Here is a 19,904-nt window from a genome sequence, read left to right on the forward strand (position 1 = left end):
CCCTCGATTCTCATCGAGGGATTTGTGTATGAAAGACAGGGACAAGCCGGGGTTTCATGTTATCACACAGTCGAGTTTACTTGTCGAGCTGTTCGGACATGCTGCCTGGGTTCGGCGTTCGCGGCTCTTCAGCCTGCGTTGCTGCCGGAGGCGTGTTACTACCACTATCGGAGCTGCTGCCTTTGTTGTTGTCATCCCAACCCGCTGGCGGACGCACATCTTTACGGCTCATCAGATCGTCAATCTGCGGTGCGTCGATGGTTTCATACTTCATCAGGGCATCTTTCATTGAATGCAAGATGTCCACATTTTCCATCAACAACGTACGCGCACGAGTATAGTTACGTTCGATCAGTAACTTAACTTCTTGGTCAATGATACGTGCAGTTTCGTCAGACATGTGTTTTGCCTTAGCAACAGAACGCCCCAAGAACACTTCGCCCTCTTCTTCCGCATACAGCAATGGCCCCAGCTTCTCGGAGAAGCCCCATTGGGTCACCATGTTACGCGCAAGATTGGTCGCGACTTTGATGTCGTTCGACGCACCAGTAGACACTTTCTCTACCCCGTAAATAATCTCTTCTGCCAAACGACCACCGTACAGCGTGGAGATTTGGCTTTCCAGCTTCTGTCGGCTGGCGCTGATCTGATCGCCTTCCGGTAAGAAGAAGGTCACACCCAACGCACGACCGCGTGGGATAATCGTTACCTTGTGTACCGGATCATGCTCTGGCACCAAGCGACCGATGATCGCGTGGCCTGCTTCGTGGTAAGCGGTCGATTCTTTCTGCTCTTCGGTCATGACCATTGAGCGACGTTCCGCACCCATCATGATCTTGTCTTTGGCTTTTTCGAACTCAACCATCGACACCACACGTTTGTTGCCGCGGGCAGCAAACAGTGCGGCTTCGTTGACCAAGTTAGCCAAGTCAGCACCGGAGAAGCCAGGAGTACCACGTGCAAGTACCGAAGCATCAACATCTGGAGCCAGTGGCACGCGGCGTGAGTGCACCTTCAAGATCTGCTCACGACCACGAACGTCTGGCAAGCCAACAACCACTTGACGGTCGAAACGACCTGGACGCAGCAACGCGGGGTCAAGTACGTCTGGACGGTTGGTTGCAGCGATAACGATGATACCTTCGTTACCTTCGAAACCATCCATCTCAACCAACATCTGGTTCAGTGTCTGTTCACGTTCATCATGACCACCACCCAGCCCAGCGCCACGCTGACGGCCAACGGCGTCGATTTCATCGATGAAGATGATGCACGGAGCCGCTTTTTTCGCTTGTTCGAACATGTCACGCACACGAGATGCACCCACACCGACGAACATTTCTACGAAGTCAGAACCGGAAATGGTGAAGAATGGCACCTTGGCTTCACCCGCGATGGCTTTCGCCAGCAAGGTTTTACCGGTACCCGGAGGACCCACCATCAACACGCCTTTCGGGATCTTACCGCCCAACTTCTGGAAACGGCTCGGCTCGCGCAGGTAATCTACCAGTTCGCTCACTTCTTCTTTTGCTTCGTCACAACCTGCAACGTCAGCAAAGGTGGTTTTGATTTGGTCTTCTGTCAGCATACGAGCCTTGCTCTTGCCGAAGGACATCGCACCCTTGCCGCCGCCGCCCTGCATCTGCCGCATGAAGAAGATCCAAACCCCGATCAAGAGCAGCATCGGGAACCACGAAATAAAGATAGAGGCCAGCAAGCTCGGCTCTTCCGGCGGCTCACCGACCACTTTCACATTCTTGGTCAACAACGTATCCAACAACTTAGGATCGTTAACCGGGATGTAAGTTGTGTATTTATTACTGTCTTTTTTGACAACGTTGATTTCACGCCCATTAATGCGTGCTTCACGGATCTGATCTTGGGTCAGTTCAGACATGAAGGTAGAGTAATCCACCCTACGGCCATTTGACTCGCTGGGCCCAAAGCTCTGGAATACAGACATCAGCACAACTGCGATGACTAACCAGAGAATTAGGTTTTTCGCCATGTCACTCAAGGGATTAACCTCATATTACAACTGTGTTAACAAACAGCGTTAGGGTACTACAGTTTGCGCCCTGTCGCTACAATGTACACTTCGCGTGAACGTGCCCGCGAAGCGTCTGGCTTACGAATCTTAACCTTCGTAAACAGGGACCGAATTTCCCGTAGGTACTCGTCAAAACCATCCCCTTGGAACACTTTCACCAAGAAACTTCCTCCTGGCGCGAGAACATCTCGGCACATATCCAGTGCTAACTCCACCAAATACATCGATTTTGGTATATCGACTGCCGGGGTGCCACTCATATTCGGCGCCATGTCAGACATGACCACCTGAACCTTACTTTCACCAACTCGTTCCAACAGTGCTTTTAACACCAGTTCATCACGAAAATCGCCCTGAAGGAAATCGACACCAACGATGGGATCCATTGGTAAAATATCACAGGCGATAATACGCCCTTTGCCGCCAATTTGGGTAACGACGTACTGTGACCAACCACCAGGCGCTGCGCCCAGATCAACCACGGTCATTCCCGGTTTAAACAGCTTATCGCCTTGCTGTATTTCATCAAGTTTAAACCAGGCACGCGAACGCAGCCCTTTTTTCTGCGCTTGCTGTACATATTTATCGCTAAAGTGTTCTTGTAACCAGCGACTGGAACTGGCCGAACGCTTTTTATTAGCCATCTTGTTTTCCAACTATCATAAAAAGAGTCTTAATGTCAGGCTCTGGCAACCACACTCGACAAACGCCGATTTGGTGATAACCATGAGATGGCGGTAGAATGAACCGTTTTCAATCCCAACTTAAGCAAAAAAGACAATGAATCTGAATAACAAGCAAAAACAGCACCTGAAAGGCCTGGCGCATCCGTTGAAACCGGTTGTCATGCTGGGTAATAACGGTCTCACCGAAGGGGTGCTGGCTGAAATTGAGCAAGCTCTGGAACACCATGAGTTGATCAAAGTAAAGATCGCCGCTGAAGATCGTGAGACCAAGACGCTGATTGCCGACGCTATTGTGCGCGAAACCAAAGCCTGCAACGTGCAAGTTATCGGTAGCACTCTTATTCTTTACCGCCCTTCTAAAGAGCGCAAGATCAGTCTACCGCGTTAATCACTGTCATTTTAACGAAAAGGTGCCATGCACCTGATGCAGATAAAAGGCCGCCATGCGGCCTTTTTCTTTTCTTTACAAAACCCTGGTGAACTTCTGACCAGTTTAAGAGGTTTAGAGGTATTCAACCTTCAGGATTTCATATTCTACGTCGCCACCTGGCGTTTTGATGACAACGACGTCGTCTTGTTCTTTACCGATCAAGCCGCGGGCCATTGGGGAGTTGACCGAGATCAGATTCTTCTTAAAGTCGGCTTCGTCGTCACCCACAATGCGGTAGGTTACTTCTTCTTCAGTCTCTACGTTCATTATCGATACCGTAGTACCAAAAATCACGCGGCCCGTATTTGGCATTTTGGTGATATCAATCACCTGTGCGTTAGATAATTTAGCTTCGATTTCTTGAATACGCCCTTCGCAGAACCCTTGTTGCTCACGGGCTGCGTGGTATTCGGCGTTCTCTTTCAGATCGCCGTGTTCGCGTGCATCAGCGATATCCGCAATGATTTTCGGACGGCGCTCAGTTTTTAAAAATTCGAGTTCTTTACGCAGTTGCTCTGCGCCAAACAAGGTCATCGGAATTGGTTGCAACATATGTTCTATACCTCTAAATCTATCCTGTTCAAATAGCCGTCGTCCTGATGTGTTTGTAGAAAACACGCTGGCTCTCAGCCCGCCGCTTCCAGGCGATAAATAAAAGAACCCTAACTCGGAAAATTTCCAAGCCAGGATCTGTTTTGCATTTTGATATGCATTTTAGCCTAGAGTTCCTTTAGGGTCATCGTTTACTTTTTCTATCAATGCACCGTAGTATGACGGCACGTTATCCAGCTGTTATCCCGAGATTATGCGTTTTTCACGAATTGTCAGTGCATTGGCCTGTGCGTTTGTTTTAACGGCCCAAGCCGCCCCGGTTGAAGATTACACACAATATTTGCCTGATGGGGCCAACCTTGCCCTGGTAGTTCAGAAGATCGGCGCACCTACGCCGACCATCGATTATCACGCTCAGCAAATGGCCCTACCAGCCAGTACCCAAAAGGTGCTGACCGCGCTGGCGGCCTTGTTACAGCTCGGCCCCGATTATCGTTTCACCACCACTTTAGAGAGCCAAGGCAACATCACGGATGGCGTGCTGCATGGCAATTTGATCGCTCGTTTCAGCGGCGATCCCACCTTTAAGCGCCAAAGCTTGCGTAATATGGTGGCGGTGTTGAAAAAGCAAGGGGTTCGCGAAATTAGTGGCGATGTATTGGTCGACACCTCCGTGTTCGCCAGCCACGACAAAGCACCGGGTTGGGTATGGAACGACATGACCCAGTGCTTCAGCGCCCCTCCAGCTGCGGCGATTGTCGATCGCAACTGTTTCTCAGTTTCGTTGTACAGTTCGCCGACACCGGGAGAAATGGCATTTATCCGCGTGGCTTCTTACTACCCAGTCAATATGTTCAGCCAAGTGCGCACCTTGGCAAAAGGTTCGCCTGATGCTCAATATTGTGAACTGGACGTCGTTCCGGGCGAGTTAAACCGCTTTACGCTGACGGGCTGCCTGACGCAACGTAGCGAACCACTGCCATTGGCGTTCGCCATTCAGGATGGAGCCAGCTATGCTGGTGCGATCCTAAAAGACGAACTAAAACAGGCTGATATCAAGATCAACGGTAACCTGAAACGCCAAACCCAACCAGGCATGGCAGGTACGGTGATTGCCCAAACGCAATCGGCCCCGTTGCATGACCTACTGAAAATCATGCTGAAAAAGTCCGACAACATGATTGCCGATGCTGTGTTCCGCACCATCGGCCATGAACGTTTCGGCGTTCCAGGTACTTGGCGTGCAGGGGCAGATGCCGTACGGCAAGTGCTACGTCAGAAAGCTGGCGTCGATTTAGGCAACAGTATCGTGGTGGATGGTTCAGGCTTATCACGTCATAACCTGCTGTCGCCAGCAACGATGATGCAGGCGCTGCAATATATCGCTCAGCATGACAACGAACTGAACTTCATTTCAATGCTGCCGCTGGCCGGTCACGATGGCACACTGCAATACCGCGCCGGGTTGCATGAAGCTGGCGTCGACGGCAAAGTTTCCGCTAAAACCGGGGCGTTGCAGGGCGTTTACAACTTGGCTGGTTTCATCACCACTGCCAGCGGTCAACGTTATGCCTTTGTGCAATTCCTATCGGGTTATGCCGTTCCACCAGAAGATCAGAAACAACGTCGAGCCCCTTTGGCGCGTTTCGAAAGTCGTCTGTATAAGGATATTTACCAAAACAACTGAGGATCGCCATGAAGCTGTTGATTGTTGAAGACGATGAATTGCTACAACAAGGACTGGCAAAGGCATTAGCCGCTGAAGGCTATGCCTGTGATTGTGCTGCTACGGCAGCGGAAGCCAATGGATTGATCGTCACCAGCCAATACAGTTTAGTGATCCTCGATCTCGGTCTGCCAGATCAAGACGGCGCCAGCTTGTTGCGACAGTGGCGTCGTCAGCAGATCGACCTACCGGTGCTGATCCTTACTGCCCGCGATGCCCTAGAAGATCGCGTCGATGGGCTGGATGCTGGTGCTGATGATTATCTGATCAAACCTTTCGCCTTAGTGGAATTACAGGCGCGAGCACGGGCGCTGATTCGGCGCTATCAAGGCCACAGTGATAACTTGCTGCAACAAGGTGATCTGACGCTTAACCTTTCCAGCCAGCAGGTTTATCTACAAGATCACCTGGTAGAAGTCACACCCAAGGAGTTTGCCATTCTGTCGCGCTTGATGATGCGAGCAGGTCAAACGGTCAATCGCGAGTTACTACAACAAGATCTCTACGCTTGGAATGATGATCTGGGCTCCAATACATTGGAAGTTCACATGCATAACCTGCGTCGTAAGCTCGGTAAAGATCGCATCCGTACCATACGCGGCATTGGCTATCGTCTGGAGCCATTACTATGATCAGTATGCGTCGTCGCCTGCTGTTGATGCTGGCATTGATTTTACTCGTCACCCAACTTATCAGTGCGTTTTGGTTATGGCATGAGAGCCAAGAGCAAATTGGTTTTTTAGTCGATGAAACGCTGTCAGCCAAAGTTCGTAACGAACGTGTCGATAGCGAAATTGCTGAGGCAATAGCCTCACTGCTGGCACCTTCTCTGATCATGATGATCGTCACGTTACTGGCTTCATTTTGGGCTATTAGCTGGATTATTCGTCCACTTAACCAACTGCAAGAAAGATTGGAAAGACGTTCAGCGGACAACCTGACACCGCTGCCAGTCGCCAATGACAGTAGCGAGATGGTGGCCGTCACCACTGCAATGAACCAATTGTTCTCCCGCTTGGATCACACCATTCAGCAAGAGCGATTATTTACCGCCGATGCTGCCCACGAACTGCGTACACCGCTAGCAGGCATTCGTTTGCATCTTGAGCTACTGGAGCAACAAGGGGTAAAAGAAAGTACATCGCTAATTGTTCGCATCGATCAACTGATGCATACCGTGGAGCAATTACTGATGCTGTCACGCGCCGGGCAAGATTTTGCCAGCGGTCATTATCAGCAGTTCGATTGGGTCGCTAACGTAATCGAACCTCTGCGTGAAGAATTGGATGAAATGCTAGAACAGCGTCAGCAAACACTGCATTGGCAATTGCCGGCAACGGCGCAAACCAGTGGTGATCCGGTGCTACTACGCTTGTTACTACGCAATTTAGTGGAGAATGCTCATCGCTACAGCCCACAAGGCAGCACCATCCGTATACAATTGGCACCACAGGATAACGGACAGTTATTGCAGGTGATTGATGAAGGTCCGGGGATCAAAGAAAAAATGGTTGGGGAAATTACCCAAGCTTTTCGCCGGATGGATCAACGCTATGGGGGCAGCGGATTGGGGCTGAATATCGTGATCCGCATTGTACAACTGCACCAAGGACGACTAGTACTAGAGAATCGTCAGGATACTAGCGGCCTAAATGCCCAGTGCTGGTTGCCGAACAAGGTGTTAACTCATTAAAAAAACAAGGCTCGACGAATGCCGAGCCTTAGCGCTTTATTTCTGGTAAATGATTTCGACGCCTTCGTCGTCCTCTTCGTCCCAGTCATCATCCCAATCGTCGTCTTCTGCTTCAGTTTCCACTTCCGCAAGTTGCTCACGATGGTAGTCATCCCACATGAACTCCACTTTTTCAGGAGCACTTTCTTCGATTGCCATCGCTTTCGGTTGGCTATCAATGAAGTTCATCACGTCCCAGCACAGTGCGTTAACACCATCGCGATTGGCGGCGGAGATCATGTAGTACTTACCATCCCAGCCCATACCTTCTACAATCGCTTTAGCACGCTCAGCGGCTTCTTCTTCATCCAGTAGGTCAACTTTGTTAAACACCAGCCAACGCGGCTTCTGAGCCAGATTTTCGCTGTATTGATTCAACTCGTTGATGATGACTTTGGCGTTTTCTACCGGATCAGACTCATCGATCGGCGCAATATCGACCAAATGCAGCAGTACGCGGCAGCGTTCCAAGTGTTTCAGGAAGCGAATACCCAGACCGGCACCTTCGGAAGCCCCTTCGATCAAACCAGGAATATCGGCCACCACGAAGCTTTTTTCGTGATCCATACGCACGACGCCTAAGCTTGGCACCAGCGTGGTAAATGGATAATCGGCAACCTTTGGCTTAGCAGCGGACACTGCGCGGATAAAGGTGGATTTACCGGCGTTCGGTAAGCCCAACATCCCCACGTCTGCCAACAACAACAGTTCCAGCAGAATGTCGCGCTCTTCCCCTTTGGTACCCAGTGTCTTTTGACGTGGAGCACGGTTCACCGACGATTTGAAACGGGTGTTACCCAAACCATGCCAGCCGCCTTTGGCAACCATCAATTTTTGGGTATGACGAGTCATATCACCGAGGATCTCGCCAGTACCCTGATCCTTCACTCGAGTACCCACAGGTACTTTGATGATGATGTCTTTACCGCGCTTACCGGTACAATCTCGGCTCTGACCATTCTGACCACGTTCGGCGCGGAAAGATTTCTCAAAACGGTAATCGATCAGGGTGTTCAGGTTTTCATCTGCCAGCAGGTATACATCACCGCCGTCGCCACCGTCACCGCCGTCCGGGCCACCATTCGGGATATATTTTTCGCGGCGGAAGCTCACGCAACCATTACCGCCGTCACCTGCAACGACCAAGATCGCTGCTTCATCTACAAACTTCATTTACCGTCTCCGTAAATCATTCACCGGGCTGTTTCAAAGGAACAACCAGGTTGGGTTCTGCCCGTCGCGGCCACCAACGGTGACCAATTGCGGAAAACATGGCGCCCGCGACCACCACAAACGCGCCAGTATAACCGACGATGTTCAGCGTCAGGGCGGCGAACATATTTGGCCAAGCCAGCGCCAATAAATCTGAGAACAACAGAGTAAACAGCGGCGTAAGCGTCACTAACGCGCTCACCTGTGCCGCCTGCCAGCGCGCCATAGCTTCCGCTAGCGCACCGTAACCAATCAGCGTGTTAGCCCCGCAAAACAGCAGGCAAGCCAGTTGCCAAGCTGAGAGCTGGCTAATTTTCCCCGGCGTCGCCAGTGGGAATAACGCAATCGCACATAAAGTGTACAACATTACCAAGATCTGCGGTGAGGCCAAGCGTCGCAATAATACTTTCTGCGCAACACCGTAAGTCACCCATACCATTGCCGCACATACACCGAGCAGCACGCCTAAGGTGTAATCCGTCAAGCGCGTGAAGATCTCAATCAAGCTGGTATTGAAGAATAACAACAGCCCACAAATCAACATCGCGGCACCAATCACCTGAGTGATGCGCATCCGTTCTTTTAATACCAGCACGCTGGCAAACATCATCCCCACCGGCGATAACTGGCCAATCACCTGTGATGCCGTTGGGCTAAGATATTGTAATGATGAGCTGAAAAACAAGAAGTTACCCAGCAACCCGGCGGTAGCAATCAGCAGCAGCAACAACCAGCGAGGTTGGCGAAACATTTTTATCGGCGGTAATTTACCACGTACGGCTAGGATAACACCTAGACCAATAGCTGCCATGCTAAAGCGATACCAGACGATAGTGAAAGGATCCATCGCGACCAGAACTTCTTTCATCGCAATAGGCAAAGCACCCCAGCAAACTGCCGTGGTTAATGCCAAAGCAATGCCGGTACCAACCTGTTGTTTTGTTTCCATGAAACCTTAGTGTTCCACTTGCTATAAATGTAAAAAGCCCCGCAATACGTTGCGGGGCTTACATCTATTTCGCTAGGCTCGAGAAATTATTCAGCTACGATGCTGATGTATTTACGATTGTTCGGGCCTTTAACTTCAAACTGAACTTTACCGTCTGCAGTAGCGAACAGAGTGTGGTCTTTACCGCAACCCACGTTGGTGCCAGCATGGAACTTAGTACCACGTTGACGAACGATGATGCTGCCTGCCAGTACTGATTCGCCGCCAAAGCGTTTTACGCCCAGACGTTTGGCGTTAGAGTCACGACCGTTACGAGTCGAGCCGCCAGCTTTTTTGTGTGCCATTAATCCGCTCTCCTAACTTAAGCGCTGATGCCGGTGATTTTAACATCAGTGAACCACTGACGATGACCCGCTTGCTTACGGTAGTGCTTACGACGACGAAACTTAACGATTTTAACTTTCTCGCCGCGACCGTGGGCAACAACTTCAGCCTTGATCTTACCGCCATTGACGTAAGGAACGCCAATTTTGATATCTTCGCCATTAGCGATCATCAGAATCTGGTCAAACTCAACCGCTTCACCAGTTGCGATGTCCAGCTTTTCCAAGCGAACGGTTTGACCTTCGCTTACTCGGTGTTGTTTACCACCACTTTGGAAAACTGCGTACATATAAAACTCCGCTTTCCGCGTGCTCAACCGTTTAGTACAGAGCGCGCTATAAATATTCACAATAGGGCGCGAATTCTACGCAAAAATCCAACGCATGACAAGAGCAGAATGGCGTCGAAAGTAGAAAAAAGAAGAAAAAAAACACAGTTCATCGTGTAGCGTTTATCTGAGGCGTTTTTCAAGTACAATCAAAAGTAATGCTATCGCCATGTACCGATGTGAGCAGCGTTCTCATCGCGGTGAAGAGAAACACAGCCGAAAAAAATACAATGAACCTAGAACAGATTACTGAATTAACCGCGCAAGATATGGCGGGCGTGAACGCAACCATTCTCGAACAGTTGAATTCCGATGTTTCGCTCATCAACCAGCTTGGCTACTACATTATCAGCGGGGGTGGCAAACGTATTCGGCCAATGATCGCGGTATTGGCGGCTCGAACGCTGCATTATCAGGGTGACAAACATATTACCGTGGCCGCGTTGATCGAGTTCATCCATACCGCCACCTTGTTGCATGACGATGTGGTCGATGAGTCCGATATGCGTCGTGGTAAAGCCACCGCTAATGCGGCGTTTGGTAATGCTGCCAGCGTGCTAGTTGGCGATTTCATTTATACGCGTGCTTTCCAGATGATGACCAGCTTGGAATCTCTGCGCGTGTTGGCGCTGATGTCTGAAGCCGTCAACGTGATTGCCGAAGGTGAAGTGTTGCAGTTAATGAACGTGCGCGATCCAGACATTACCGAAGAAAACTACATGCGCGTGATCTACAGCAAGACCGCGCGCCTATTTGAAGCTGCCGCACAATCCTCTGCCATCCTTTCTGGTGCTACCGAAGCCGAAGAGAAAGGGTTGCAAGATTATGGCCGCTATCTCGGTACCGCGTTCCAGTTAATCGATGATCTACTTGATTACAGCGCCGACGGTGCAACCTTGGGTAAAAATACCGGTGATGACCTAAACGAAGGTAAGCCAACGTTACCTTTGCTACATGCCATGCAAAATGGTTCGCCAGAGCAATCCATGCTGATTCGCGGTGCTATTGAACAAGGGAGTGGCCGTCATCTGTTGGAAGAGGTGTTGGAAACCATGAAGCAATGTGGATCGCTGGAATACACTCGCCAGCGGGCTGAAGACGAGGCGGATAAGGCCATTGCAGCATTACAAGTGTTGCCGGAGTCGCCATACCGTGCTGCGCTGGAAGGATTAGCGCATCTTGCGGTTCAACGCGATTTTTAAGAAAATAGTTTCTATTTTATTTCAATAGATCCGCATTTGCGGATCTATGCCCCACCCTCTTCGATTTCAATCCACGCCAATAGCTTATTGATTCCCCCACGTGCCAAGAAACGGATCACCCTTTCTCGTTCAGTTTCGCTCATGTGTTCATAATAACTAATCCATGTTGTGAACGGTGTTGGGCGTTCCACGTCATAACCGGCAGACTCATCTTTCATGCTCAAACTCAGGCTATGACGCACGGCTAATGGTAGGTTATCAATATGGTATTCAAGGGCTTTACCTTGCACACCTTTGCGACGGCGACTTTCCCAACCCTCACGTCGAGCCATCAAATTGATTCCCTGTGTCGAGGAAGGTAATCCTGCGATGCCTAACAAGTCCTTAGCGGCAAACCACTCTTTTTTCATAACCATTATCTCTGGGTTTCACTATGCAAAGATGATTTTCGGAAATCATTAGGATATTTTTTGGAAAATTTAGTGGTATCCTAATTTCCGAATAAGCGTTTCATGTTGTGCGAACGATTAAATTTAACCTGTTAGTTATACCACTAATAGAACTTTCTCTAAGCAAAAAAGGAATGTGAACATGAATTCAAGGAACCCAGATTGGCATCCAGCAGATGTGATCGCGGCACTCCGCAAGAAAGGCACGACATTGGCAGCAGTGTCACGCCAAGCAGGACTCAGTTCTTCAACGTTGGCGAATGCCTTGTCACGACCGTGGCCGAAAGGAGAATGGTTGATTGCGGATGCATTGAGTGTTCATCCTGCGGAGATCTGGCCAAGTCGCTACTTTGATCCTTTTACTCACCGTCTCTTGGATCGTAAAAGCCGTATCAAACAATGAGTTTAAGGCACAAAAAAGCCGCCGGAACATCGCCCCGGCGGCTGTGTTTAGTCAAGTAAGACTAAATGATCACTTGTTGATAAAGGTTTCGCCCAGCTCGATGTCTTTGTGCAGGACATCCAGCATGCCTTCCAGCGATTGTTTCTCAAATGCGCTCAAGGTGCCGATATCTTTACGTTCTTCAACACCGTTTTTGCCCAGCAGCAATGGCTGTGCGAAGAAACGTGCATATTTGCCGTCACCTTCAACATAAGCACATTCCACCACACCTTTTTCGCCTTGTAGCGCACGTACCAGAGACAGACCAAAGCGAGCGGCTGCCTGTCCCATAGACAGCGTTGCAGAACCGCCACCAGCTTTAGCTTCTACCACTTCGGTACCCGCGTTCTGGATACGTTTGGTCAGGTCGGCAACTTCTTGTTCAGTGAAGCTAACACCAGGGATCTGAGACAGCAATGGCAGAATAGTGACGCCTGAGTGGCCACCAATCACTGGCACGTTCAAGTCTTCCGGTTGTTTGCCTTTCAGCTCAGCCACGAAGGTGTTGGAACGAATGATATCCAGCAAAGTCACACCAAACAGTTTGTTTTTGTCGTATACACCAGCTTTCTTCAGCACTTCTGCTGCGATAGCCACGGTGGTATTTACTGGGTTGGTGATAATGCCGATACAAGCTTTCGGGCAGGTTTTTGCCACTTGCTCGATCAGATTACGCACGATACCGGCGTTCACATTGAACAGATCGGAACGATCCATACCAGGCTTACGCGCAACACCAGCAGAAATCAGAACGACATCCGCACCGTGCAGGGCTGGAGTTGCATCTTCGCCACTGAAGCCTTTGATTTTAACTGCGGTTGGGATGTGGCTTAAGTCAACGGCAACACCTGGAGTCACTGGGGCGATGTCGTAGAGAGAGAGTTCAGAACCTGAAGGAAGCTGGGTTTTGAGTAGAAGGGCGAGGGCCTGGCCGATACCGCCAGCAGCACCGAGAACTGCAACTTTCATCCTATACTCCTTTATTATCTTAAATATAAAAACGCCGTGAATTCTTTGGGGCAGACCATAAATTATTACGTCTTTAAAAACAATCTCTTAACATTCAGTTTGCGAGCTGACGCAATAAATTCGTTGATTTGTGCCTATTTTAGATTAAATGGCTTATGAATTAATGACATAACGCATACTAATCATAAATAACATGAGATTATTCACCTAGCGAGTTAACCGGGCGTTACATTACACCCTTACGCCGCACCAGAACAACATCATTTTCATAACATTTTATTCACTTAACCTTGCCACTATTTCCGCTAACGGAAAGGCATATTCATGGCGAATCGATTTTGTTAAAATGGCGCCCTTTCCTTGTTGTCTGGGCGGTTTTATTTTCGCCTGACTTTCTTTTTTTGCATAAAAATTCATTTATATGCATAATAATGACATCCATTGTCAACATTCCACGGTGCCAAATGCGTAATCCCGCAAAACAGGAAGATCTGATCAAGGCGTTTAAAGCGTTATTGAAAGAAGAAAAATTCAGTTCTCAAGGCGAGATCGTTTTAGCGCTGCAAGATGAAGGCTTCGAAAATATCAACCAATCCAAAGTATCGCGTATGCTGACCAAGTTTGGTGCAGTACGCACACGCAATGCCAAAATGGAAATGGTGTATTGCCTTCCAGCAGAACTCGGCGTCCCAACCACTACCAGCCCGCTGAAGAATTTGGTGTTGGACGTTGATCATAATGATGCGGTGGTGGTGATCCACACCAGCCCCGGCGCAGCGCAGCTGATTGCCCGTCTGTTGGACTCACTGGGTAAATCTGAAGGTATTCTCGGCACCATCGCCGGTGACGATACTATTTTTGTGACGCCAGCCAATACCTTTACTGCGCGTCAGCTGTACGAAGCGATTCTTTCCTTGTTCGAGCAAGAACTGTAATAACCTCTATTAACAAAGCGTGGTCACGGCCACGTTTTGTTCGCCTCTTTTATTTTCTCTGCGCTTTATCACTGCCTTTCCCCCCCATGGCAGCATATTTTCATGTCATTTCTATGTAGGCAGTGATCAATGCTGATATCTTTCGCACTTTTAGTCAAAGACACTCATTGGATTGAAGTTATTGATATTTATCATCAAAAGATCATTTTGCGAGCGTTTTTTATTCTCTGTGGTTATAAACGATAGCTAATTTCATAACAAAGTTTCACTAGAAATTGTTAGCTAGCTATTAATTTTTTACGTTACTAGGCATATACTCATTTTCGTGACGTGAATCACAGTTGACGAAAACTTATAAAAGAATACGATGAGGTGAAATTATGAAAACTAAAACTACTATCGCAACCCTGAGCATCTTATCTATGCTTTCCTTTGGTGCATTTGCAGCACAATCCATCGATGCATCCCAAGCCGCTCAGCTGCAGCCTGTCGGGACTATTACCGTAAGTGGTGTTGCCGCAGCGCCTTCTGATATCCGTGCTGCACTATCTGCCAAAGCAGACGCCAAAGGCGCGACCGCATATCGAGTCATTGAAGCGCGTAACGAAGGTAACTTCCACGCAACTGCTGAAATCTACAAATAAAATAAGGGATTACACATTTGCTGAACTGATTACCCTCGTCACTGCCACTGCCGAGTTCACTAGCAAAGTGCATCCCCAAATATATTCGTCCTATCCGACGAACCCCTTGCCCTCATTTATGAGGGCTTTTTTGACTCAAAAATACGAGTCCATACACGGAGAGAGCTCCACTACGCGAGATAAAACACCGATTTCAACTCCTGACTCACCGGGCTGTTGTCAGCGTTGCTCGGCATAATCTCTTGCATATACTTCCACCAGCGTTGGCATACTTCGGTCTGCGCCACTGCGTTCCAGCAAGCTTCCGATTCAATTTCTAGCGTGGCAAAAAGCAAATGACGTTCTGCATCGAGATAAATAGCGTAATGATGAGCACCGTGCTGCTTAAGAATCGTTTCCAGTTCTGGCCAAATCGGCGTATGACGGCGTTGATACTCTTCATGGGCATCAGGGTTTACCTGCATGACAAAGGCTTTGCGGATCATGATACTTCCCTCAATCTTTCAGAGCTGCTGACATTGGCGTAACACCAAAACGCTCACCAAGGGCAACCAGTTCCACACTCGTAATGGTCTGTTTCATACCGCCCATCGAGTAAACCTTCACCAGAATTTCTGAGGATTTCTCGGCGGTGTCGATCAAACCAAAAGCGTCGTCCAACGTCGGTCCGGTACCGAAAATGCCGTGATGCGGCCATAGCACCAAACTGTGGGAGCGCATCTGTTCGGCGGTGGCGGAGCCGATACCATCGGTGCCTGGCACCATCCATGGCACGATGCCAATGCCGTTTGGGAATACCACTAAACACTCGGTGCTGCCTTCCCACAGTTTGCGAGTAAAGCTAGCGTTATCCAGCGGTAACACATAACTCAGCGCGATCAAGTTAGTGGCGTGGCAATGCATGATGACGCGGTCTTGGCCATTGGAAACCTGTTTGCGTACCACGTGCGACTGGAAGTGAGCTGCCAATTCAGATGTCGGCAAGCCGCCATTCACCAATCCCCAATGGATGTGGTAAGCCATGCCATCATCGGTAATTTGTAGCAGCACCAAGTTATCTACCGGATCGATTTGCACGTTACGGAAAAACTTACCGGAACCCGTCACCAGGAACCAACAACCCGCCAGCTCTGTTGCCGGTTGAGTCAGTTCCACGCAGCGCGGTGCTTTATAGAACTCATCGCGATACGGTTCTACATCAGCAGCATCCACCCGCAGACTGATATTGCCACCGTTACGTTCATCCCAACCTTTCAGCCACATGTCGCCAGTGGCTTTCACCATGCCCTGAATAAACCATGAAGAAAAAATACGTTGCATGTGTGCTCCTTAACGTTGGGTTAAAACTTGTTGTTCATAGTGACGGACAGTGGTGAGCCAAGAGGCATCCGCCGGAGTATCGTGACGTTGGCAGTACATTTCCCAAACCGCCTGCCACGGCAGACATTTTTGTTCCTCGAGTAACGCCAAACGTGCGGTGTAATCGCCTTCACGCTCAAGTTGACGTAATTGGTCAGTCGGTTCTAACAGCGCGCGCAGTAACGCTTTTTTCATATTGCGAGTACCGATAACCCAGGCACCGATACGGTTGATGGAAGCATCAAAGAAATCGAGGCCAATGTGCACACGATCAAACAGGTTATGGCGAATGATTTCACTGGCAATGGCTTGGGTTTCATCGTCCAGTAACACAACATGATCGCTGTCCCAACGCACTGGGCGGCTAACGTGAAGCAATAGGCGTGGTACATACAACATGGCACTAGAGATTTTGTCGGAGATCACTTCAGTTGGGTGGAAATGGCCCGCATCTAGACACAACGCGGTTTGACGACTGGTGGCGTAACCGAAATAAAACTCGTTGGAACCGACGGTGTAACTTTCCGCTCCTATGCCAAACAACTTGCTTTCCACCGCATCGATATGGTGCGCCGGGTTGAGTTGCTCTGAGATGACATCATCCAGCGCTTCCAACAAACGCTGACGCGGAGCCAAACGATCGACGGTAATATCTTTCATGCCGTCCGGGATCCAGATGTTCATCACCGACGGAGTACCCAGCTGCTCGCCGAAGTACGCCGAAACTTTACGGCTGGCTTTGCAATGGTCGATCCAAAACTGACGAATCTCGTCATTCGCGTGAGACAACGTGAAGCCATCAGCACTAAGCGGATGCGAGAAGCAAGATGGGTTAAAGTCCAACCCCATACCACGCGCTTTTGCCCACTCCACCCAGTTTTTGAAGTGTTCTGGTTTGATTTGATCACGCGCAACGGGCGTTTCGGATTCAAGGTAAATCGCGTGCAAATTAAGGCGTTTCGGGCCAGGGATCAGGCTTAACGCTTGATCCAGATCGGAGCGCAACTCGGTGGCATTGCGCGCTTTACCCGGATAATTACCCGTGGCCTGAATCCCTCCACTCAAAGCCCCTTCTGGGTTTTCAAACCCAGCCACATCGTCCCCTTGCCAACAATGCATCGAGACTGGCAAGCGATCGAGCTGGCGCAACGCTTCTTCGGCATCAACACCGACCGCAGCAAAACGTTGTTTCGCCAGATCCCAGGCTTGTTCAATTTGAGTAGTCATGCGCAAAGCTCCTTACGTGTTTGACGGTTTTGCTGAAATTGCGCGACAAAGCAGGCAATTTCGCTCTTTGAATTTGGAGTAAATTGAGTCAGTTCGCTGTTCTGGCGCACCACGGCGCGAAAAGCATCGACATCGGGAATATCGTCCAGCGCCATCAACTGGCAACCGATGTTACCGAGCGTGGAGGCTTCGATAGGTCCGGCGATCACGGGTACGCCACAGGCGTCGGCACAAAGTTGATTTAGGAAATGGTTTTGACTACCGCCGCCGACAATATGCAGGCTGCTAAAAGCATGGCCACGCAGAGTTGCCAATTCGCGTAATACATCGGCGTACAGCAGCGCCAGACTGTCAAAGATGCAACGCGCCAGTTCAGCATCGCTTGTCGGCACCGGTTGGTGATGTTCGCGACAGGCGCTCTGGATCTCGCGGCTCATGCTTTCCGGGTTAATAAAACGATCGTCATTCGGGTTAATCACAAAGCGGCAGGCGGAGATCGCTTGGGCGCGGATAATAAGATCCACCAGATCGCTAACAGCCAGCTCCTTGGTGACTCGCTGGAGTAGCCACAATCCCATGATGTTTTTCAGCACCCGGTAACGCCCTTCGGCACCACCTTCATTAGTGATATTGGCAGCCAACGCCGCATCGCAGGTGTAAGGTTTTTTGCTTTCAAAGCCCATCAACGACCAAGTGCCAGAAGAGAGATAAGCGGAATCTTTATCCATCAGCGGTGCAGCAATGACCGCGCTGGCGGTATCGTGCGTTGCCACGCTGACCACCGGAATTCGGTTGCCTTCGCGGCAGATCCATTCGCCAATCACATTGCCAGGATGAGTTGGCGTACCAAGCCAACTCGCAGGAATACCGGCCCAATCCAGCAGGCGTTCATCCCAACTATCAGTACTGATATTCACCATTTGGGTGGTAGTGGCGTTGGTGTATTCCCAATTCAACGCGCCAGTTAAGCGGAAATAGAGATAGTCAGGGATAAGTAACGCGTGAACGACCTTATCCTGCAACTCGGGTTGTTGTTCTACCAACGCACGGAACTGATAAAGGGTGTTGAAGGGGAGAAACTGGATACCGCTGCGACGATAGATGTCATCACGGCCCATATCTTTGCAAGCACGCGCCATCACGCCTTCGGTACGACTATCACGATAAGAAATCGGTAGACCAACACGATGCCCCTGTTGGTCGATCAGCACATAATCCACACCCCAAGTATCAATGCCGATGCTGTCGATACGCTCGCCTTCATCGCAGACTTTTTGCAGTCCAAAGCGGATTTCTTGCTCCAGAACATCTACGTCCCAGGTATCGTGACCATCAACGCGTTTCAGGTAATTGGTAAAACGGTGGATTTCCCGTAATGTCAGGCGCTGATCGGCGCTATCGTAACGTGCCAACATCACGCGACCGCTGGATGCGCCTAGGTCAACAGCAACACTATGGCGAAGAGTCATGATGGGTGTCCTTATTGGAATCAATGCCCATCAGTTTAAAAATTTACCACCTCTTCCACCTTCACGTTACTGACAAGCGCCAGAGGGCTCTGGCAAACAGGCAAAGATGAATGTGAGGTGGTTCACAATTTCCCATTAACCCTCGGTTGAAAGCCCCGGGCGATACATTGTGAGCTCGCCCTCATAATCCGATTAATTCCTCACGCATCTTAAAAATCGAACAGGTTTTGTACCGTTTGTTGTCGAAAATTAAAGGTGGTTTTAAGAATCATTATCTACTATCGAGTCACCTTAATTGATGGATGGAGGCGATGATGGCGACATTACATGGCGTTGATTTTTTCCCTTCAGCACAGACGTCGGTCACGATTGAACCTCGTCAACCGCAATCGAATTTCCCTGAGCATCATCATGATTTTTACGAAATTATTATTGTTGAACAGGGTATCGGTACCCATGTTTTCAACGATCAGCCCTACACGTTAAGCCGCGGCTCTATTTGCTTTGTTCGCGATCACGATCACCACCTGTTTGAGCACACAGAAAACCTCTGTCTGACTAACGTGCTGTATCGTGCGCCGGATGCTTTCAGTTTCTTGTCGGGGCTAGACAAGCTGTTACCGCAAGAGCAAGACGGCAACTATTCTTCCCACGGGCGTATGAGTCAGGAAGGTTTGCATCAGGTCAAACAGTTAATAGAACGGTTTGAAATGATTGGGACAGAAGCTGACACCCACACCACCGCAAATCGAGAAATTCTTTTTATGCAGTTGTTGGTGTTATTACGCCAAGCCAGCTTGGCCGAGGATATCGAGAATGTGGGCGGCAGATTGAATCAACTGATGGAGTGGCTAGAAGAGCACTTTGCCGAGGAGATTTGTTGGGAGCAACTGGCTGATAAATTTACCCTTTCACTGCGTACACTACATCGACAGTTAAAACAGCAAACCGGTTTAACACCTCAACGTTACCTGAATCGCCTGCGGCTAATCCGGGCACGTCACTTACTACGCCACAGCGAAGAAAGCGTCACGGATATCGCCTACCAATGCGGATTCGGTGACAGCAACCACTTCTCTACGCTGTTCAAACGAGAATTCAATTATTCTCCGCGCGCCATTCGGCAGGGGCTTGACACCTGGCTGTCGTAACGCGAACA

At 49.6% G+C, this 19,904-nt stretch carries 22 protein-coding genes; 9 read left to right on the forward strand and 13 right to left on the reverse strand.

The window, feature by feature from the left end:
- Positions 1-76: 76 nt before the first annotated feature.
- Positions 77-2,008 carry an ATP-dependent zinc metalloprotease FtsH gene (ftsH, locus tag AC3ISQ_RS19585; protein ID WP_489349205.1) on the reverse strand — a complete coding sequence of 644 codons (1,932 nt, stop codon included), beginning with the start codon at positions 2,006-2,008 and terminating at the stop codon, positions 77-79.
- Between the two features lie 56 nt (positions 2,009-2,064).
- A complete protein-coding gene (gene rlmE / locus AC3ISQ_RS19590; protein ID WP_489349207.1) occupies positions 2,065-2,694 on the reverse strand; it encodes a 23S rRNA (uridine(2552)-2'-O)-methyltransferase RlmE in 630 nt (209 codons plus the stop codon).
- A 136-nt stretch (positions 2,695-2,830) separates the two neighbouring features.
- Between rlmE and yhbY the strand changes: the two genes are divergently transcribed.
- Positions 2,831-3,124, forward strand: a complete 294-nt coding sequence (gene yhbY / locus AC3ISQ_RS19595) for a ribosome assembly RNA-binding protein YhbY (protein WP_489349209.1) — start codon at positions 2,831-2,833, stop codon at positions 3,122-3,124.
- A 114-nt stretch (positions 3,125-3,238) separates the two neighbouring features.
- On the opposite strand, the gene greA is transcribed toward yhbY, so the two are convergent.
- Positions 3,239-3,715: a transcription elongation factor GreA gene (gene greA, locus AC3ISQ_RS19600; protein ID WP_489353397.1), complete on the reverse strand. Its 477-nt coding sequence runs from the start codon at positions 3,713-3,715 to the stop codon at positions 3,239-3,241.
- 256 nt (positions 3,716-3,971) lie between these two features.
- On the opposite strand from greA, the gene dacB reads away from it, so the two are divergent.
- From dacB to pmrB, 3 genes are read left to right on the forward strand one after another with little or no spacing between them, the layout of a single operon-like run.
- A complete protein-coding gene (gene dacB, locus AC3ISQ_RS19605) occupies positions 3,972-5,405 on the forward strand; it encodes a serine-type D-Ala-D-Ala carboxypeptidase (protein ID WP_489349210.1) in 1,434 nt (477 codons plus the stop codon).
- 8 nt (positions 5,406-5,413) lie between these two features.
- Positions 5,414-6,076, forward strand: coding sequence for a two-component system response regulator PmrA (gene pmrA / locus AC3ISQ_RS19610; RefSeq protein ID WP_489349212.1), 663 nt, complete (start codon positions 5,414-5,416; stop codon positions 6,074-6,076).
- The gene (gene pmrB, locus AC3ISQ_RS19615; protein ID WP_489349214.1) at positions 6,073-7,137 is read left to right on the forward strand and encodes a two-component system sensor histidine kinase PmrB; all 1,065 of its coding nucleotides are present in this window, start codon (positions 6,073-6,075) and stop codon (positions 7,135-7,137) included. Before pmrA ends, pmrB begins: the two co-directional genes overlap by 4 nt.
- Before the next feature lie 36 nt (positions 7,138-7,173).
- Here the strand turns inward: pmrB and cgtA are convergent, their stop codons facing one another.
- The 4 genes from cgtA to rplU form a co-directional block, all read right to left on the reverse strand.
- On the reverse strand, positions 7,174-8,349 hold the full coding sequence (gene cgtA / locus AC3ISQ_RS19620) for an Obg family GTPase CgtA (RefSeq protein WP_489349215.1): 1,176 nt from the start codon (positions 8,347-8,349) through the stop codon (positions 7,174-7,176).
- A gap of 16 nt (positions 8,350-8,365) precedes the next feature.
- Positions 8,366-9,337, reverse strand: coding sequence for a DMT family transporter (locus AC3ISQ_RS19625; RefSeq protein ID WP_489349217.1), 972 nt, complete (start codon positions 9,335-9,337; stop codon positions 8,366-8,368).
- 86 nt (positions 9,338-9,423) lie between these two features.
- Complete coding sequence (gene rpmA, locus AC3ISQ_RS19630; protein WP_489349218.1) at positions 9,424-9,681, reverse strand: 50S ribosomal protein L27; 258 nt, start codon at positions 9,679-9,681, stop codon at positions 9,424-9,426.
- Between the two features lie 17 nt (positions 9,682-9,698).
- The gene (gene rplU, locus AC3ISQ_RS19635) at positions 9,699-10,010 is read right to left on the reverse strand and encodes a 50S ribosomal protein L21 (RefSeq protein WP_489349220.1); all 312 of its coding nucleotides are present in this window, start codon (positions 10,008-10,010) and stop codon (positions 9,699-9,701) included.
- A 269-nt stretch (positions 10,011-10,279) separates the two neighbouring features.
- Between rplU and ispB the strand changes: the two genes are divergently transcribed.
- Positions 10,280-11,251: an octaprenyl diphosphate synthase gene (gene ispB, locus AC3ISQ_RS19640; RefSeq protein WP_489349222.1), complete on the forward strand. Its 972-nt coding sequence runs from the start codon at positions 10,280-10,282 to the stop codon at positions 11,249-11,251.
- A gap of 44 nt (positions 11,252-11,295) precedes the next feature.
- On the opposite strand, the gene AC3ISQ_RS19645 is transcribed toward ispB, so the two are convergent.
- Positions 11,296-11,661, reverse strand: a complete 366-nt coding sequence (locus AC3ISQ_RS19645) for a DNA-binding protein (RefSeq protein ID WP_489349224.1) — start codon at positions 11,659-11,661, stop codon at positions 11,296-11,298.
- Positions 11,662-11,842: 181 nt separating this feature from the next.
- Between AC3ISQ_RS19645 and AC3ISQ_RS19650 the strand changes: the two genes are divergently transcribed.
- Complete coding sequence (locus tag AC3ISQ_RS19650) at positions 11,843-12,103, forward strand: helix-turn-helix domain-containing protein (RefSeq protein ID WP_489349225.1); 261 nt, start codon at positions 11,843-11,845, stop codon at positions 12,101-12,103.
- Between the two features lie 69 nt (positions 12,104-12,172).
- On the opposite strand, the gene mdh is transcribed toward AC3ISQ_RS19650, so the two are convergent.
- Positions 12,173-13,111 carry a malate dehydrogenase gene (gene mdh, locus AC3ISQ_RS19655; protein WP_489349227.1) on the reverse strand — a complete coding sequence of 313 codons (939 nt, stop codon included), beginning with the start codon at positions 13,109-13,111 and terminating at the stop codon, positions 12,173-12,175.
- A gap of 464 nt (positions 13,112-13,575) precedes the next feature.
- On the opposite strand from mdh, the gene argR reads away from it, so the two are divergent.
- On the forward strand, positions 13,576-14,046 hold the full coding sequence (gene argR, locus AC3ISQ_RS19660) for a transcriptional regulator ArgR (protein WP_489349228.1): 471 nt from the start codon (positions 13,576-13,578) through the stop codon (positions 14,044-14,046).
- A 380-nt stretch (positions 14,047-14,426) separates the two neighbouring features.
- On the forward strand, positions 14,427-14,690 hold the full coding sequence (gene yhcN, locus AC3ISQ_RS19665; RefSeq protein WP_489349229.1) for a peroxide/acid stress response protein YhcN: 264 nt from the start codon (positions 14,427-14,429) through the stop codon (positions 14,688-14,690).
- A 170-nt stretch (positions 14,691-14,860) separates the two neighbouring features.
- On the opposite strand, the gene rhaM is transcribed toward yhcN, so the two are convergent.
- The 4 genes from rhaM to rhaB are packed head-to-tail and all read right to left on the reverse strand — an operon-like array spanning position 14,861 to position 18,745.
- Positions 14,861-15,175 carry an L-rhamnose mutarotase gene (gene rhaM / locus AC3ISQ_RS19670; protein ID WP_489349231.1) on the reverse strand — a complete coding sequence of 105 codons (315 nt, stop codon included), beginning with the start codon at positions 15,173-15,175 and terminating at the stop codon, positions 14,861-14,863.
- Positions 15,176-15,185: 10 nt separating this feature from the next.
- A complete protein-coding gene (gene rhaD, locus AC3ISQ_RS19675) occupies positions 15,186-16,010 on the reverse strand; it encodes a rhamnulose-1-phosphate aldolase (RefSeq protein WP_489349232.1) in 825 nt (274 codons plus the stop codon).
- Positions 16,011-16,019: 9 nt separating this feature from the next.
- A complete protein-coding gene (locus AC3ISQ_RS19680; RefSeq protein ID WP_489349233.1) occupies positions 16,020-17,276 on the reverse strand; it encodes an L-rhamnose isomerase in 1,257 nt (418 codons plus the stop codon).
- A complete protein-coding gene (rhaB, locus tag AC3ISQ_RS19685) occupies positions 17,273-18,745 on the reverse strand; it encodes a rhamnulokinase (protein WP_489349235.1) in 1,473 nt (490 codons plus the stop codon). Before rhaB ends, AC3ISQ_RS19680 begins: the two co-directional genes overlap by 4 nt.
- Positions 18,746-19,059: 314 nt before the next feature.
- Between rhaB and rhaS the strand changes: the two genes are divergently transcribed.
- Complete coding sequence (gene rhaS / locus AC3ISQ_RS19690) at positions 19,060-19,896, forward strand: HTH-type transcriptional activator RhaS (RefSeq protein ID WP_489353399.1); 837 nt, start codon at positions 19,060-19,062, stop codon at positions 19,894-19,896.
- The last annotated feature ends 8 nt before the right edge of the window (positions 19,897-19,904 follow it).

This window comes from Serratia sp. KH_031 (assembly GCF_057839655.1).

Bases quoted from the DNA above. Each gene is read 5' to 3' on its own strand.
- AC3ISQ_RS19625 (WP_489349217.1), bottom strand. From the start codon at position 9,337: ATGGAAACAAAACAACAGGTTGGTACCGGCATTGCTTTGGCATTAACC.
- rlmE (WP_489349207.1), bottom strand. From the start codon at position 2,694: ATGGCTAATAAAAAGCGTTCGGCCAGTTCCAGTCGCTGGTTACAAGAA.
- dacB (WP_489349210.1), top strand. From the start codon at position 3,972: ATGCGTTTTTCACGAATTGTCAGTGCATTGGCCTGTGCGTTTGTTTTA.
- cgtA (WP_489349215.1), bottom strand. From the start codon at position 8,349: ATGAAGTTTGTAGATGAAGCAGCGATCTTGGTCGTTGCAGGTGACGGC.
- rhaD (WP_489349232.1), bottom strand. From the start codon at position 16,010: ATGCAACGTATTTTTTCTTCATGGTTTATTCAGGGCATGGTGAAAGCC.
- pmrA (WP_489349212.1), top strand. From the start codon at position 5,414: ATGAAGCTGTTGATTGTTGAAGACGATGAATTGCTACAACAAGGACTG.
- pmrB (WP_489349214.1), top strand. From the start codon at position 6,073: ATGATCAGTATGCGTCGTCGCCTGCTGTTGATGCTGGCATTGATTTTA.
- AC3ISQ_RS19650 (WP_489349225.1), top strand. From the start codon at position 11,843: ATGAATTCAAGGAACCCAGATTGGCATCCAGCAGATGTGATCGCGGCA.
- argR (WP_489349228.1), top strand. From the start codon at position 13,576: ATGCGTAATCCCGCAAAACAGGAAGATCTGATCAAGGCGTTTAAAGCG.
- rplU (WP_489349220.1), bottom strand. From the start codon at position 10,010: ATGTACGCAGTTTTCCAAAGTGGTGGTAAACAACACCGAGTAAGCGAA.
- ispB (WP_489349222.1), top strand. From the start codon at position 10,280: ATGAACCTAGAACAGATTACTGAATTAACCGCGCAAGATATGGCGGGC.
- yhbY (WP_489349209.1), top strand. From the start codon at position 2,831: ATGAATCTGAATAACAAGCAAAAACAGCACCTGAAAGGCCTGGCGCAT.
- yhcN (WP_489349229.1), top strand. From the start codon at position 14,427: ATGAAAACTAAAACTACTATCGCAACCCTGAGCATCTTATCTATGCTT.
- rhaM (WP_489349231.1), bottom strand. From the start codon at position 15,175: ATGATCCGCAAAGCCTTTGTCATGCAGGTAAACCCTGATGCCCATGAA.
- mdh (WP_489349227.1), bottom strand. From the start codon at position 13,111: ATGAAAGTTGCAGTTCTCGGTGCTGCTGGCGGTATCGGCCAGGCCCTC.
- rpmA (WP_489349218.1), bottom strand. From the start codon at position 9,681: ATGGCACACAAAAAAGCTGGCGGCTCGACTCGTAACGGTCGTGACTCT.
- ftsH (WP_489349205.1), bottom strand. From the start codon at position 2,008: ATGGCGAAAAACCTAATTCTCTGGTTAGTCATCGCAGTTGTGCTGATG.
- rhaB (WP_489349235.1), bottom strand. From the start codon at position 18,745: ATGACTCTTCGCCATAGTGTTGCTGTTGACCTAGGCGCATCCAGCGGT.
- AC3ISQ_RS19645 (WP_489349224.1), bottom strand. From the start codon at position 11,661: ATGAAAAAAGAGTGGTTTGCCGCTAAGGACTTGTTAGGCATCGCAGGA.
- rhaS (WP_489353399.1), top strand. From the start codon at position 19,060: ATGGCGACATTACATGGCGTTGATTTTTTCCCTTCAGCACAGACGTCG.
- AC3ISQ_RS19680 (WP_489349233.1), bottom strand. From the start codon at position 17,276: ATGACTACTCAAATTGAACAAGCCTGGGATCTGGCGAAACAACGTTTT.